Genomic DNA, 12,756 nt, shown 5'->3' on the forward strand with positions numbered 1-12,756 from the left:
ACGCACCTTTTTTATTTTTCAGTATACCAAGAACATTCGTTCTTGTATATCAAACTTAAACAAATGATGGCTTTGAATAGTCTTTCAAAGATTATTTGATCTACTCCATCCATAACTTCAAATTTACTTTTATAGTATTTATTACATTACTCTTCCAATTTCTTGTATTTTTCATTATTATATTAATATATCAACAAAAAACGAGGTACATATTACATGAATCCATCCAAAATTGACTTCGGCTCCATAGAGCAACCTTTCTTCCTATTCGTTTTATATCTTATCGCAATTCTTTTAACACTCGGCATTACATTTAGTATATGTCATTCCCTTTTATTAAATTTAAATGCACCGAGATGGGTAGCAAAACTGTTAGCCATCTTATTAACTCTAGGTGTTGCTTATCAAGTATTTATGAACTTATTTTAATATATTCCCTTCTAAACAATTTTAACTAAAAGGCCCTACCATAAGGTAGAGCCTTTTTTAAAAAAACAGTCCATAAATCACAAACATGTATTTTATTTTATTGGAGATGGGAATCTTGCAGCTTCAAAATGCGTACTAATAAATCCTGGATCATTTTGTATAATCAGTCCATCTACATCACTCTCAGCAAAAATTTCAACTACATCTCCTGCATGTAATTGAAGTATTGTTGAAACAGCTACGACATTTGCAAAATTGAGTGGACCAAAAAAGTCATTATCTATCGCTATAGCTGGATTATCATTTACCCGAATTTCTACACGCGCTCTATAATTCGTATTACTATCATTAGGTGCAAAGCTGATTGTACCAATAATAGAATAAACCCCTCTAGTCTTCGGAATAAAATCTGATGTTGCTGGGTTATATTCGTTCGCTAAATCAAATTGTTCATTTTGAAATAATACTTTAACAAAAGTATTTGCAGTGACATTTTGATCTACTGTACTAACCGCTCTAAAAGCAGATGCCCTTACAAGTTTATCTTTCTCATTATCACAACACTTATCGTAATAATCTGTACTCTTCTTACAACAAGTATGCTGTGTCTTTTTATAGCAATTGCAATGCTTACAATAATAATAAGACATATTTATATCCCCTTTCTAAATCTATTGTTGTATACTATGCAAAATAAATTTAAAAAGTTTGGACGAGCTATTGCTATTATGAAATTAAAAAAACTCCACGGAAAAGCAGAGTTAATAAAATTTTTTCCTTTTTAATATTTATACAATTGGAGATGGAAATCTAGCAGCCTCAAAATGAGAACCATCCTCTGAACTACTAATAACCCCATCTATACTACTTTGCGCAAAAATCTCAACAATATCACCTGCATGTAATTGGAGTATTGTTGAAACACTTACGACATTCCCAAAATTTATCGGACCAAAAAAATCGTTATCTATAGCAATTGCCGCATTTCCATTCACTCGAACTTCTACACGCGCTCTATAGTTTACATTTGTATCGTTTGGAAAGAAACCAATCGTTCCAATTACGGAATAAACGCCTCTAGTCTTCGGAGTAAACTCTGATGTTTCCGGGTTATATTCATTCGCTAAATCAAATTGTTCATTTTGAAATAATACTTTGACAAAAGTATTGGCTGGAAGGTTTTGATCAACTGTATTTACCGCTCTAAAAGCGGATGCTCTTACAAGGTTTTTCTCCTTATGATTGCAAGAACAATCATCATATTTTTTACTGCACTTATTATTATAGGCACTTCTTTTTTTACAACAATCATGATTTTTCTTTTTGTAACTCTCACAATTCTTACAGTAGTAATAACAAGACATATATATCGCTCCTTTCTACTCTATTACTACATATTATTCAAGCTAGATTTGGAAGGTTTAGACTAATTTGCTGCTATTACAAAAATAAGAACGTGCTAGCATAAGACTGCCTGAAGAGAAAGTATAAGTATAAAACAAAGCTTAATGTTAGGAATGCGTCACCAATTATATTACTAAAGTAGTATCTTTAATGATGCATTCCTTGGCCTAGGATGTTCTCGTTTTATAACACCCTACATTACTGCTGCCCTCTTGAATTTATTATCCCCCCTCCGCTACGCTCATTTCTGGTAAGTTTTCTCTGACTAATTGTTCAGCAAATGGTGGCGGTACCGCGTTTCCGCATCTGGCAACTTGTTCTGTTTTCGGATAAGGCTTCCCGTAAAAATCATGATCAATAATGTAGTTGCTTGGGAATCCTTGCGCTGCATATAACTCATGAGGTTGTAACATTCTCATTCCAATATCTAAAATTTTATAATTGTTCCCTAGATACGAACCATTTCTTATAAGGACGCTCTGTACTTGCGCCCTAATATAATAAATACTCAAATTTATTCCCCCGTATATTTTTATAAATTGTATACAGTTCCATATGGAATTGTTGAAACAGAAATCCCGTATGGTGTAATAGGATGCATTGGGTAATAATACTCCATAGATGAATAGTACGGTTGTATACCTTGCTGTATTTGTTGCATTTGCTGCTGTGCTTGTAACGCTTGTTGAACAGCTTGAATTGTACTTTGTGCTCCGCTATACGTAATACCCGCCGTACCATACGGACGCATTCTATCTCGGGTATCAAAATATGAATAAAACATTATTATTCAACTCACTTCCATATAAGTTATTACAAAGTATGTTATGATTCTTAATTTCAGTGAGTGTTAAAAACTAGTCCACTAGCTTTTATTCAAATAGCGTTTTTGTTCACCTTCCTTCTTTTGACCCCCACTCTTTACCAAAATACCCCAACTTTTTTTTGCATTCAAGGCCAATCTTTTCACCGACAATCAATCGGTCTACATTTGCAAGCATCCACGGGTATTCAGGATGCTGCCAGATTGCATTTCTGCGTTGTACCTTTAAATCCGTACGCTTGGAAAATTCTTTTGCAACTACCTCTTCCAAAACGTTTCCGAAATATGCCGATTCACTTTGTACATCTTCCTTTTCAATCGCTTGTGTTTTTTCAAAGAATACTTGAACTGCTGATTTTCATTTATTTAAACCTGCGATTGCAGAAACATCTGAGCCACCAATAGCTTGCAACCACTGAGCGTGGTCCATGTTTAGTTTGTTAACCAATACTTTTGCTTGCATGTTCTATTCACTCACCTTCCATTTTATACTAATATCAACATATATTTTTTTATGAGGACTCATTGCCGTGAGTCCTTTTTTATTGCCCCAAATACTTTTGTAACAATTCCAACGCTTCATTAATGCTCCCATTCACACCCTCACTTTCTGGATATTCCTGTGAAATCATTACCGCTTGACTGATGGCATCTTGTAACTTTTCGGCATCGATAGACGTTATCATGATACCTTCTTGCTCCTGTGGATCAGCTTTACCATAGCCATTGTGCATGGACATCTGGTTTTCTAGCATCTAGCTCGCCTCCTTAAAAAATACAGGATTTTCCTTTCTATTATCGAATTAGTAATGCTTGGAAAGGGGGTGTAATATGGCAGAAATTAAAGTAGGACTTACACAATTTCTAGACTTCACACTGAAAAGTAGTGCAGCTAAAACAAACTTTGTAAAAAATCTAAAATCTCAACCGGAATACCAACCAGCTTTTGATTACTGGAAACAATTACGAGACACTGTTATTAAATTTCATCAAAACGAACTACCTTTTGAATGTTTCGAAACATTAGTGCAAACGGTTGATCAGAAGAAACAGCAAAACTATATCGATGTCATAAAACAGTACAAAAAATTTATTAAAAACAAAGACGTCTCTTGGTTCGATCCAGGTAAATCACATTGGATATCAGATGATTTAATCGTCCGCTCATCACCTGAACTCGGTTTGCTCATTAATGATGAGCCGCATCTTATCAAACTGTTTTTCAAAGGAAAGAAAGAGCGAATTGATAAATACAACATCAACTCAACGCTGACATTATTAAACGAATCAGCATTTTCAAATGAACATAACGATGTGAATTATACGGTTCTTAACATCCAAAAGAACAGAATGTATACGAATAACTCTATTAATAATGATCATTTAATAGCGCTTGAATCAGAAGCTAACCAGCTTTGTTATATATGGAATAAGATGTAAAGGGTACTATTCATCTCTTTCAATACCTTGTTCATGCATAATTTGGGCACAATTTTCACAAATCCAATCAGTTTCGTTTAATTGAAGCTCACCTTCTTGTTCCTCACAAACAATGCAGGGTGGGCGTTTTTTCGAAAATAGTTTCTTTAACCATTTCCGCATCCTAACTCACCTCCTCTGAAAGAGTGATATAATGAGCTCTTTCCACTAACTCAGCGTTAACCCCCTGGTTTTTTAATCGATGAAGAAGTTCTTCGTTTTTTAGAACATGCAAAAGAAAACCGTTATTATATCGCTTATCTTCTTGCTATTACATGTGGAATGCGTAAAGGTGAAATCTTAGGTCTACAATGGAAAGATATTGATTTTGAGAGACGAACGTTATCTGTTAACCGTTCCCTCTCTCACATTACAAAGGGATTCCATGAACTAAAAACCTCTTCAGGAAAGAGACTGCTGATTTTGCCTGACATTACTTTAATGGCACAAAATGACCATCTGCAAAAAATCTCTGAGGAAAAAGAGCGATATGATGAACGCTATAATGACTACGATTTGGTCTGCCGTTTCAGAAGTTTGACACAGCTCCTGAAAAAGCTTATAAAGAAAAGTGAGGTTCTTGATATTCGGTTCCATGATCTGAGACATACTCGTGTAACAATTATGTTAAAACAAAGTATACATCCGAAGATTGTAAGTGAACGATTAGGACATAAAAGAGTAGGTATCACACTGAAGACTTACTCACATGTTGTACCAGGACTTCAGGAAACTGCGGTGGATCAATTTGCAAACGAATTATTCGAAAAGAAAAACTTTTGTTAGAAGTTTTCGTTTCTAGGCAAAAACACCGCCTAAATAACCCAAAATATTATAAGTGAAAAAGGAGCAACAAAACATGAGAGAAATCAAGTCTGACAAAGAATTCAAAGACATCATCGCAAGCGAGGAGCCAGTAGTTGTTAAGTTCTTTACTACATGGTGCCCAGATTGTGTACGTATGGACAATTTTATCGGAGATGTAATGGAAGAGTTCAATAAGTTTGAATGGTATTCTATTAATAAAGATGAGTTCCCAAGTATTGCTGAAGAGTATCAAGTAATGGGCATTCCAAGCCTACTTGTATATCAAAATGGCGAAAAGCTAGGTCACTTACATAGTGCAAACGCAAAAACGGAAGAGCAAGTTACTGAGTTTTTAGAAGCATACTAAAAAACGAAAAAACCTCTGATAATTTTTCAGAGGTTTTTTAATTTGTTTTCAAAATGTTCTTTGTATTCGTTTCTTTATGCCATTGAACATAATAATGCTTTTTTCCTCTTCTTACCCAAGAATTTTTTTTATAATTCCTTATATATAAGTCCCACAAGGAATTACAAACGAGCATTTTGTGAAAAATATATATGAAAGAAATTATGCGAATCATTATTTTCGCCACCTTCTCCTATGCCATAATCATCATTAATTGTTTAACAACTTTCCGCTTTGTACTTTTCAACATTTTTTTCCTTAACGAAACTTTGTTATCCCCTTCTTAAAAAGCTATAAAACGTCAACAATGTTTGTATAGACCCACACGAGTTTCGTTTGATACTCTATGTATAGAAAGAAATTCCTTATAGGAAGGTGAGTGATTAAATTGGATACTCTTTCTCATAAAGAAGCTGATAAAGGTGCTATTGTCAGCATTATGGCCTACATATTTTTATCCTCTATGAAAATTATCATCAGTTATATTACCCTCTCTAGTGCATTACGTGCTGACGGTTTGAATAACTTAACGGATATTGGTGCTTCTTTAGCTATATTAATCGGCCTCAAAATTTCTCGTAAGCCTCGTGATCCAGATCATCCATATGGGCATTCGCGTGCAGAACAAATCGCATCACTTGTTGCTTCCTTTATTATGGCAACGGTCGGATTAGAAGTTGTGATTAGTGCAATTCAATCGTTTTTCAATCCGAAACAAGCAGCACCTAATGTACTTGCTGCATGGGTGGCTTTATTTTCTGCTGTCGTAATGTATTTCGTATATAAATATACGAAATACATTGCGATTCAAACAAAGAGTAAGTCGTTAGAAGCCGCTGCAAAAGATAATTTATCTGATGCTCTCGTAAGTATTGGTACAGTAGTAGGTATTGTCGGAGCACAGTTCCAAATGCCTATTTTGGACCCTATTGCTGCTTTACTTGTCGGTCTTATTATTTGTAAGACTGCATGGGAAATTTTCGTAGAAGCTTCCCATATGCTAACGGATGGTATTGATCCTGATAAAATGGATGAATACGCTGATGCTGTAGGACATATTTCAGGTGTAGAACATATTGTAGATATTCGCGCTCGTATGTATGGGAATCAAACGTATGTAGATATTACAATTGAAGTAGATGCTCGAATGGATGTTAGCGAAAGCCATTGTATTACTGACAATATTGAAGATATGCTTCGAAAGAAATTCGGAATTTACCATGCTCATATTCATGTGGAGCCCATGCAAAAAGAACCTATTATGACATAGGTTCTTTTTTAATGAACGCCTTATGAAATATAACACATAAAACGAGCCAGCTACCGCCCGCTGCCCATCCGGCTAATATGTCAGATGGATAGTGCACGCCAAGATAAATTCGGCTAACTGAAATAGATAATACAACGAAGCTTGCTATAAAAATAATCAGCAACTTTTTATGCAATGAAATACGATCTTCTGTAATTGTGACATATGCAATAAATCCTAAAAAAGCAGTAGCATTCATCGTATGACCGCTCGGAAAACTATATCCAGTTGCTGTAACAAGCTGCGTCACATCAGGTCTTGCTCGTTCGTACCATAGTTTGAGCATACTGTTCAAATAACGTGATCCGTAATAATTAATTGTTAGAAGTAATGCACTTAATATTTTTTTTCTAAGAAGAAAATACATTACAAGTATAATGAGTAACGGGAAATATATTCTTTTTGAACCGATAAAGGACACCCAAGTAAAATAGGTTGTCAAATAATCGTTTCGGAAACTTTGAATAAAGTGTGCGACTACATTATCAAATTTTTCAATACAAGCGGTATGATACGAAAGTGATAGTGCGACAAAACAAATGAGTAGTGTACAACTTAACAAGTATAAATGTCGGTATCGTTTCACATACATAACCTCACTATGCAAAAAAATGGAGCGGTTGTTTTAGTTTTCCTCTCCATTTCTTTTTTATGCATAGTTTATTAAAAAATATAATTGTTAATTTTTTGCTGCATCGTTGGAATATCTTCGCTTGTTACTGTAAAGCGAATAACCTTCTCATCAAGATCAAGCGCTTCTGCGAATAAACCAGCCAATCCACGTGACTTTCTATCTACTTCCATAATAATTTCTAATCGGTCGTGGGCACTTGGCAAAATTAATAATTCTAATTCATCTAATTTCCCATAATGCTCTCCGGAAACTGGAATAAACTCAAATTCTTGCGCGAATGGAACTTGCTTACGTAATCGATACGGTAATTCTTCGCATTCTATATGACGCGCTTTAAAGCCTAATTGATTTACACTATTTAATACACTGTTCAATAGCGTATTCGGCAACACTTGAATATAATCACGGTCACTTGGATCAATACTATGTTTAATATCAAGGCCTGTATGAACCCAAACCGTTTTCATTCCAAGTGTTAGTGGTGCTTCAATTGGCATTAAAAACGAAAATGGGATTTCCACTTTTTCATTTGGCTCTACAGAAAATGGATCTGTTAAACGAACTCGCTCTAAATCATACGTTGCCGTTACTTTTTTATCATCCACTTCTCTTACGTATGACGTCGACAACGTTAAGTAAATGCTTTCAATTTCTTGGCTAACTGAACCTCCAGTTATATGTACTTTCCCTACTATCTCTTCTCCAACTATATACTCATCTTTTTCAAGAACAGTATCTGCTTTTGCACTACCAATACCAACGCTTGCTAAAAATTTTTGAAACATGGAGTCTCCATCCTTTCTAAAGCGTAAGCTACATCTTTTTTCAGATCTTGTACATTTTCATAGTATGGCGCTTTCATTTGTAACATTCGCATTAGCATGTCGCGATTATATTCTTCCAGCACTAACTCTTCATACCAAGATTTTTCCTTTTTTTCAGTCGATTCATAACCAGCATACAATAAAAATAATACGAAATGACCGAGCGCATAAAAATCGCTACGAAAGTGAACTTCTCGCATCAAAGCTTGTTCACCTTCATAAGTTATAGCTCGCTCATCACCCTCACCTTTCAATTTAGCCAATCCAAAATCAATAATACTAATCTGATTTTCTTTCATTAATATGTTTGGAATACGTAAATCTCGGTGAATGATGCCTTTACTATGAAAATACGAAACAATTCCTAGTACTTCATATAAAATCCCAAAAACTTCACGTTCTTCATATACATGCCCATCTAAGAAAATATAATCTTCGAAATTTTCACCTGGCATATACTCCATCACAAAAAAGTTCTTTTTCTCCCATATGAAATGATCATGTAGACTAGGAATTGACGCATGATTTAATGTTTGTAAAATCACTTTCTCTTGCTCAAATGATTTTCTACCAGACTCATATCTTTGTTTGCTTTGTCTTAATTGTTTTAAGACTTTATATTTATTTATTTGTAAATCATTAACGACATATGTAACCCCATAACTGCCCATCCCAATTACTGATTCAATCTTATAACGCTCTGCAACGATTGTATTTTTTCGCAGTGGTCTATCAAATAAAGCTAGTATACGACGCCATTTCATCAGCTACTTGAAAAGAAGCTACGGCTTTTACGTTTTCTTTTATAATGCTGATGCCCATAATCAGATGAACGTCGTTTATTATCGCTACTTGAATACGAGCGCCCTCTATGACGATAATCACTACTCGAATACGAACGATTTTTTTTCTTTCCTAATATAGAATCAATAATTTTTTTGAACATCCCTTCACCTCTTGTATAAAATTTTCTCTTAATTATACCAACAATTCTTGTCTATATTTGTGACAGGTTTGTAAAGAGTAAAAAACGACGAGTTAAGCCCGCCGTTACTTTCAATCTTCCTCTTCATCAAAAACTTCATCAATCATGCATTTCTCTAATAAATACTCAAATGTAATATCTGCCAGGTCCTCAATTTCTTCTCTTTTTGGAACGTACCCTCTTTCAATTAGTCGCTCATAAAAAAACTCCGCAATCTCTTCCGTGTCAATTACGACTTCAATTTCCTTCATGAGCATCACTCCTTTATTTCTGTTTTATGAAAAAATCTCAAAATTATGTATATGAGATTAGAAAAATAGTTTTTTCTTTTTTATAAGTCATATCATGTAGGCAAAGGGCATACGATGTTAGTACAAGCTATCCAAAGGGGGAAATAATAATGGAATACCAATACGAAGTAGAGCAAACAAAAGAAGAGTTCATGCATGAAGATCAATGGGCAGACTCTCTTATTAAATGGCTTTTTATTTTTTTAATAATTGTAGGCATACCTTATACTGCATATGTTGTTGTTCAATTTATTCTCTCTTTCTAGTTAACTATTTTTTCTCTGTCAATTTAACTAAATAATTTTGAACAACATCCATAACAATTTTATATTCTTCATCTTTAAATGTATCGAATAATAAATGATAATCATTATAAATATCTAATAACCCATCAATAATTTCTTGGCGATTCGTCTTTACACTTACTTTTTTCGAATTGTTAATTGACTTCAATTTTCCTAAATCCAATTTATTCATACCAGCTTTATCTTGTTTCATTTTCTTCAAAATTGCATTTGCCGTTTGTGCATTGGCAAGTAATGTTAAATCAGATTCATCAGCTTCTAACCATTCACCATCAGTAATTCGTGACAATTCATATATAGTATCTTCCCATGCATCATTTTTATATCTCCATACTTCTGTCCGAAAACCAACAATACGAAAAACATCTTTATCATATCCAGTTACTTGCACGAGATCACCAAACGTAAAGTTATAATTTAATTCAATCCACTCTGTGTCGCCCTTTTTCATTTCTTGCTCTGTAACATGCTGCAAAGTTTGCTCAACGTAAAACCCATCGTGATTATTTACTTCGTATACGTAAACTCCATCTAAAATCTTCATATTCGTAATTTTTCCAACGGTTCCATATAGTGTAATCACGACTATGTCCCCTACGTTATATTTAGGTTGTTTTTTCTTTGCCATCTATATCTCTCCTTTTTTAAACGTCGTGATTTTGATAACAGTATATGCAACCTACATAAAAACGCTTATCACAGAAGCTTATATTCATAAATTTTTTCAATAAAAAAGTAGAATTTGTATATAACTCAAAAAAGCTAGTATTTAAACTAGCTTTCACTTTTCATTTATGCTCTAACAGCAAGACGTATTGTAAATAAAAAAACATAATGAATACTTCACTTCTTTCAAAGTAATATATTCATTATGCTTTCATTTTCCTAAACCTTCATATCGTTATCTCTCTTGTATATATAAATCCCATGCATCATCAAATATAGACATACTTTCTAGCATTCCACTTAACTCTAAGTATGAACTAATTACATCATAGTCTTCAGATTGCTTCGGAAAACTTAAATCATCATACATCGCCTCTGCTAAATCTGATATTTCATTTTTAAATAAAGCTGCACGGTGCTTCATCATATAATGGTAAAATGTCTTTTTCAAAAATATTCCCTACCTTTCTAACTTGGGTACATTATACAAGGCAAAAAAGAAAAAAACCAGCATAAAAGCTGGTTAAAAGTCGAAATAATTCCTTTTTAATAAACGTGGTCTTCCCATCAACTCTTCGTATGTTAGTTGTTTTGGCAAATCTTTCGTATAAATTAAAAACAACTGATCTTCAATTTCTTTTACAGTATGGTCTGCTTGATAGTCCATTCCACATGAGGAACAAGTAATACATGGTGTCTCTTGGATTTCAATGGCTTTCGTACCATCTGGTAATTCCCAATATACAGTATTCAAGCTTTCTTTCGCTTCTGTACTGTCACACCACATACAATTCATACTACGTCACCCTCATTTTTTTTGTCATCATCTAACTTTGCTATTTGTGCTTGATATTTTTTATCTTTTAATTGATCACGCTTATCACGTTTATCTTTTAAAGAAGCATGCGTTTCATTGACTTCATAATCTTTACGGCGATTCATACGTTGTAAATCATCTGGAACAAGATTAAATTTCTTATCACTCATCAATCCTGCAACGCCGATATCAGAGCGTTTCTCTTCATAAGTCGGATAAATTTCTTTAAAGTAGCCTTCTGCTCTTCCTGGGATATAGTTTTCTGGTTCTGGATACGTTGTAATAACCCCTTCAAAGTTACGAAGAACAACTTTATCCGCACTTTGTGAAATTAAATAGTTTGGCTGAAGCGCAATTTTTCCGCCTCCGCCCGGTGCATCAACAACGAACGTTGGTACTGCATAACCAGACGTATGTCCACGTAAGCCTTCAATAATTTCAAGACCTTTCGAAACTGGTGCACGGAAATGACCGATACCTTCTGATAAATCACATTGATAAATGTAATATGGACGAACACGAATTTTCACTAAATCATGCATAAGTTTTTTCATAATTGGAACGCTGTCATTAATTCCAGCTAAAATTACAGCTTGGTTTCCAATTGGAACACCTGCATTTGCAAGCATTTCACATGCTAGTTTCGATTCTTCTGTAATCTCAATAGAAGTGTTAAAATGCGTATTTAACCATACTGGATGGTATTTTTTAATAATGTTACACAGGTTTTCTGTAATACGCTGCGGGAATACAACTGGTGCTCTCGTTCCGATACGAATAATCTCGACATGCGGGATTGCTCGTAAATTCTTTAATACATATTCTAAAATTTTATCATTAATTAGAAGTCCATCACCGCCAGAAATTAAAACGTCACGTACTTGTGGTGTTTCACTAATATAAGCAATCGCATCATCTAATTGCTTTTTCGGTACGCCCATTCCAATTTGTCCACTAAAACGACGACGTGTACAGTAACGACAATACATAGAACATTGATTCGTTACTAAAAATAGTACGCGGTCTGGATAGCGATGCGTTAATCCTGGAACTGGTGAATCTTCATCTTCATGAAGAGGATCTTCTAAATCATATTTTGTTTTATATAACTCTTCCGAAATCGGTACTGATTGCATCCGAATCGGACAGCGTGGGTCATCAGGATTCATTAGCCAAGCATAGTACGGTGTAATGTTTAACGGGATCGTTTTCGTTGAAATTTTAACACCTTCTTCTTCTTCAGGTGTTAAGTTAATTATTTTCTTTAAATCATCTAAAGTTTTGATCGTATTCGTTAATTGCCAAACCCAATCATTCCATTGTTCTTCTGTAACATCTTTCCATAATTCAATATCCTTCCAGTGACGATTTGGTTTGTATACATCATGTAACATTGCTATTCCCCCTTTTTATACGCTCATCCTTTATATAAGCAATAATTATGCCAACTTCATATACTTGATAAGTAAATGCGAGAAATACCCTATTATATAAGAGAATAAATATTTTTAAGTGCTGTACTAAAACGATATTTACTACCATATTAATTACTTGTTATATATGTAAACGCTCTTTTAT

Annotated in this window: 21 protein-coding genes and 1 pseudogene; 6 read left to right on the forward strand and 16 right to left on the reverse strand. The window is 34.1% G+C overall.

Annotated elements, in window-relative coordinates; all coding sequences use genetic code 11:
• Positions 1 to 216 precede the first annotated feature (216 nt).
• On the forward strand, positions 217 to 429 hold the full coding sequence (locus tag ACFWDE_RS22910; protein WP_002148150.1) for a hypothetical protein: 213 nt from the start codon (positions 217 to 219) through the stop codon (positions 427 to 429).
• Between the two features lie 92 nt (positions 430 to 521).
• On the opposite strand, the gene ACFWDE_RS22915 is transcribed toward ACFWDE_RS22910, so the two are convergent.
• The 6 genes and pseudogenes from ACFWDE_RS22915 to ACFWDE_RS22940 all read right to left on the reverse strand — a co-directional run bounded on the left by ACFWDE_RS22915 (position 522) and on the right by ACFWDE_RS22940 (position 3,411).
• Positions 522 to 1,079, reverse strand: a complete 558-nt coding sequence (locus ACFWDE_RS22915; RefSeq protein WP_002148154.1) for a C1q-like domain-containing protein — start codon at positions 1,077 to 1,079, stop codon at positions 522 to 524.
• A 138-nt stretch (positions 1,080 to 1,217) separates the two neighbouring features.
• Complete coding sequence (locus tag ACFWDE_RS22920; RefSeq protein WP_377894919.1) at positions 1,218 to 1,793, reverse strand: C1q-like domain-containing protein; 576 nt, start codon at positions 1,791 to 1,793, stop codon at positions 1,218 to 1,220.
• A gap of 261 nt (positions 1,794 to 2,054) precedes the next feature.
• A pseudogene (locus ACFWDE_RS22925) lies at positions 2,055 to 2,282 on the reverse strand (DNA cytosine methyltransferase); the annotation flags it as partial.
• An 83-nt stretch (positions 2,283 to 2,365) separates the two neighbouring features.
• Complete coding sequence (locus ACFWDE_RS22930; RefSeq protein WP_377894920.1) at positions 2,366 to 2,617, reverse strand: DUF3947 family protein; 252 nt, start codon at positions 2,615 to 2,617, stop codon at positions 2,366 to 2,368.
• A 109-nt stretch (positions 2,618 to 2,726) separates the two neighbouring features.
• Positions 2,727 to 2,975, reverse strand: coding sequence for a YqaJ viral recombinase family protein (locus tag ACFWDE_RS22935; protein ID WP_377894943.1), 249 nt, complete (start codon positions 2,973 to 2,975; stop codon positions 2,727 to 2,729).
• Positions 2,976 to 3,198: 223 nt separating this feature from the next.
• Positions 3,199 to 3,411, reverse strand: a complete 213-nt coding sequence (locus tag ACFWDE_RS22940; protein WP_377894922.1) for a hypothetical protein — start codon at positions 3,409 to 3,411, stop codon at positions 3,199 to 3,201.
• A 76-nt stretch (positions 3,412 to 3,487) separates the two neighbouring features.
• Here ACFWDE_RS22940 and ACFWDE_RS22945 point away from each other — a divergent pair, with 76 nt between their 5' ends.
• Complete coding sequence (locus ACFWDE_RS22945) at positions 3,488 to 4,096, forward strand: hypothetical protein (protein WP_377894924.1); 609 nt, start codon at positions 3,488 to 3,490, stop codon at positions 4,094 to 4,096.
• Positions 4,097 to 4,102: 6 nt separating this feature from the next.
• Here the strand turns inward: ACFWDE_RS22945 and ACFWDE_RS22950 are convergent, their stop codons facing one another.
• Entirely contained in the window at positions 4,103 to 4,258 is a 156-nt protein-coding gene (locus ACFWDE_RS22950) for a hypothetical protein (RefSeq protein WP_377894925.1), read from the reverse strand.
• A 129-nt stretch (positions 4,259 to 4,387) separates the two neighbouring features.
• Between ACFWDE_RS22950 and ACFWDE_RS22955 the strand changes: the two genes are divergently transcribed.
• The 3 genes from ACFWDE_RS22955 to ACFWDE_RS22965 all read left to right on the forward strand — a co-directional run bounded on the left by ACFWDE_RS22955 (position 4,388) and on the right by ACFWDE_RS22965 (position 6,618).
• Complete coding sequence (locus tag ACFWDE_RS22955) at positions 4,388 to 4,921, forward strand: site-specific integrase (RefSeq protein ID WP_377894944.1); 534 nt, start codon at positions 4,388 to 4,390, stop codon at positions 4,919 to 4,921.
• Positions 4,922 to 4,994: 73 nt separating this feature from the next.
• Positions 4,995 to 5,309, forward strand: a complete 315-nt coding sequence (locus ACFWDE_RS22960) for a thioredoxin family protein (protein ID WP_001206934.1) — start codon at positions 4,995 to 4,997, stop codon at positions 5,307 to 5,309.
• A 427-nt stretch (positions 5,310 to 5,736) separates the two neighbouring features.
• On the forward strand, positions 5,737 to 6,618 hold the full coding sequence (locus tag ACFWDE_RS22965; RefSeq protein ID WP_377894926.1) for a cation diffusion facilitator family transporter: 882 nt from the start codon (positions 5,737 to 5,739) through the stop codon (positions 6,616 to 6,618).
• Here ACFWDE_RS22965 and ACFWDE_RS22970 read toward each other — a convergent pair.
• The 5 genes from ACFWDE_RS22970 to ACFWDE_RS22990 all read right to left on the reverse strand — a co-directional run bounded on the left by ACFWDE_RS22970 (position 6,608) and on the right by ACFWDE_RS22990 (position 9,351).
• Entirely contained in the window at positions 6,608 to 7,243 is a 636-nt protein-coding gene (locus ACFWDE_RS22970; RefSeq protein ID WP_002148169.1) for a phosphatase PAP2 family protein, read from the reverse strand. The two genes, ACFWDE_RS22965 and ACFWDE_RS22970, sit on opposite strands and share 11 nt — an antisense overlap.
• Before the next feature lie 77 nt (positions 7,244 to 7,320).
• A complete protein-coding gene (locus ACFWDE_RS22975; RefSeq protein ID WP_377894927.1) occupies positions 7,321 to 8,076 on the reverse strand; it encodes a sporulation protein in 756 nt (251 codons plus the stop codon).
• Positions 8,058 to 8,879 (reverse strand): serine/threonine protein kinase, encoded by an 822-nt coding sequence (locus ACFWDE_RS22980; protein ID WP_377894929.1) that lies wholly within the window; start codon positions 8,877 to 8,879, stop codon positions 8,058 to 8,060. Before ACFWDE_RS22980 ends, ACFWDE_RS22975 begins: the two co-directional genes overlap by 19 nt.
• On the reverse strand, positions 8,879 to 9,061 hold the full coding sequence (locus ACFWDE_RS22985; protein ID WP_016094110.1) for a hypothetical protein: 183 nt from the start codon (positions 9,059 to 9,061) through the stop codon (positions 8,879 to 8,881). Before ACFWDE_RS22985 ends, ACFWDE_RS22980 begins: the two co-directional genes overlap by 1 nt.
• A gap of 110 nt (positions 9,062 to 9,171) precedes the next feature.
• Positions 9,172 to 9,351, reverse strand: coding sequence for a YozD family protein (locus ACFWDE_RS22990; protein ID WP_002012644.1), 180 nt, complete (start codon positions 9,349 to 9,351; stop codon positions 9,172 to 9,174).
• 149 nt (positions 9,352 to 9,500) lie between these two features.
• On the opposite strand from ACFWDE_RS22990, the gene ACFWDE_RS22995 reads away from it, so the two are divergent.
• Entirely contained in the window at positions 9,501 to 9,656 is a 156-nt protein-coding gene (locus ACFWDE_RS22995; protein WP_002018281.1) for a DUF3930 family protein, read from the forward strand.
• A 4-nt stretch (positions 9,657 to 9,660) separates the two neighbouring features.
• Here ACFWDE_RS22995 and ACFWDE_RS23000 read toward each other — a convergent pair whose 3' ends face one another.
• From ACFWDE_RS23000 to kamA, 4 genes are all read right to left on the reverse strand, one after another.
• Entirely contained in the window at positions 9,661 to 10,323 is a 663-nt protein-coding gene (locus ACFWDE_RS23000) for a hypothetical protein (protein WP_002065242.1), read from the reverse strand.
• A 273-nt stretch (positions 10,324 to 10,596) separates the two neighbouring features.
• Complete coding sequence (locus ACFWDE_RS23005; RefSeq protein WP_002085796.1) at positions 10,597 to 10,812, reverse strand: YozE family protein; 216 nt, start codon at positions 10,810 to 10,812, stop codon at positions 10,597 to 10,599.
• 72 nt (positions 10,813 to 10,884) lie between these two features.
• Positions 10,885 to 11,157 carry a YokU family protein gene (locus ACFWDE_RS23010; RefSeq protein ID WP_002085797.1) on the reverse strand — a complete coding sequence of 91 codons (273 nt, stop codon included), beginning with the start codon at positions 11,155 to 11,157 and terminating at the stop codon, positions 10,885 to 10,887.
• Entirely contained in the window at positions 11,154 to 12,572 is a 1,419-nt protein-coding gene (gene kamA / locus ACFWDE_RS23015) for a lysine 2,3-aminomutase (RefSeq protein ID WP_002157965.1), read from the reverse strand. The genes ACFWDE_RS23010 and kamA overlap by 4 nt, the downstream gene beginning before the upstream one ends.
• Positions 12,573 to 12,756 lie beyond the last annotated feature (184 nt).

It is taken from the genome of Bacillus sp. NPDC060175, assembly GCF_042728695.1.
Taxonomy (GTDB): Bacteria; Bacillota; Bacilli; order Bacillales; family Bacillaceae_G; genus Bacillus_A.

Excerpts from the sequence above, each read along its gene's own strand:
- ACFWDE_RS22975 (WP_377894927.1), bottom strand. The coding sequence starts at position 8,076 with ATGTTTCAAAAATTTTTAGCAAGCGTTGGTATTGGTAGTGCAAAAGCA.
- ACFWDE_RS22990 (WP_002012644.1), bottom strand. The coding sequence starts at position 9,351 with ATGAAGGAAATTGAAGTCGTAATTGACACGGAAGAGATTGCGGAGTTT.
- ACFWDE_RS22980 (WP_377894929.1), bottom strand. The coding sequence starts at position 8,879 with ATGAAATGGCGTCGTATACTAGCTTTATTTGATAGACCACTGCGAAAA.
- ACFWDE_RS23010 (WP_002085797.1), bottom strand. The coding sequence starts at position 11,157 with ATGAATTGTATGTGGTGTGACAGTACAGAAGCGAAAGAAAGCTTGAAT.
- ACFWDE_RS22915 (WP_002148154.1), bottom strand. The coding sequence starts at position 1,079 with ATGTCTTATTATTATTGTAAGCATTGCAATTGCTATAAAAAGACACAG.
- ACFWDE_RS22950 (WP_377894925.1), bottom strand. The coding sequence starts at position 4,258 with ATGCGGAAATGGTTAAAGAAACTATTTTCGAAAAAACGCCCACCCTGC.
- ACFWDE_RS22910 (WP_002148150.1), top strand. The coding sequence starts at position 217 with ATGAATCCATCCAAAATTGACTTCGGCTCCATAGAGCAACCTTTCTTC.
- ACFWDE_RS22940 (WP_377894922.1), bottom strand. The coding sequence starts at position 3,411 with ATGCTAGAAAACCAGATGTCCATGCACAATGGCTATGGTAAAGCTGAT.
- ACFWDE_RS22920 (WP_377894919.1), bottom strand. The coding sequence starts at position 1,793 with ATGTCTTGTTATTACTACTGTAAGAATTGTGAGAGTTACAAAAAGAAA.
- ACFWDE_RS22985 (WP_016094110.1), bottom strand. The coding sequence starts at position 9,061 with ATGTTCAAAAAAATTATTGATTCTATATTAGGAAAGAAAAAAAATCGT.
- ACFWDE_RS22945 (WP_377894924.1), top strand. The coding sequence starts at position 3,488 with ATGGCAGAAATTAAAGTAGGACTTACACAATTTCTAGACTTCACACTG.
- ACFWDE_RS22995 (WP_002018281.1), top strand. The coding sequence starts at position 9,501 with ATGGAATACCAATACGAAGTAGAGCAAACAAAAGAAGAGTTCATGCAT.
- ACFWDE_RS22930 (WP_377894920.1), bottom strand. The coding sequence starts at position 2,617 with ATGTTTTATTCATATTTTGATACCCGAGATAGAATGCGTCCGTATGGT.
- kamA (WP_002157965.1), bottom strand. The coding sequence starts at position 12,572 with ATGTTACATGATGTATACAAACCAAATCGTCACTGGAAGGATATTGAA.
- ACFWDE_RS23000 (WP_002065242.1), bottom strand. The coding sequence starts at position 10,323 with ATGGCAAAGAAAAAACAACCTAAATATAACGTAGGGGACATAGTCGTG.
- ACFWDE_RS22960 (WP_001206934.1), top strand. The coding sequence starts at position 4,995 with ATGAGAGAAATCAAGTCTGACAAAGAATTCAAAGACATCATCGCAAGC.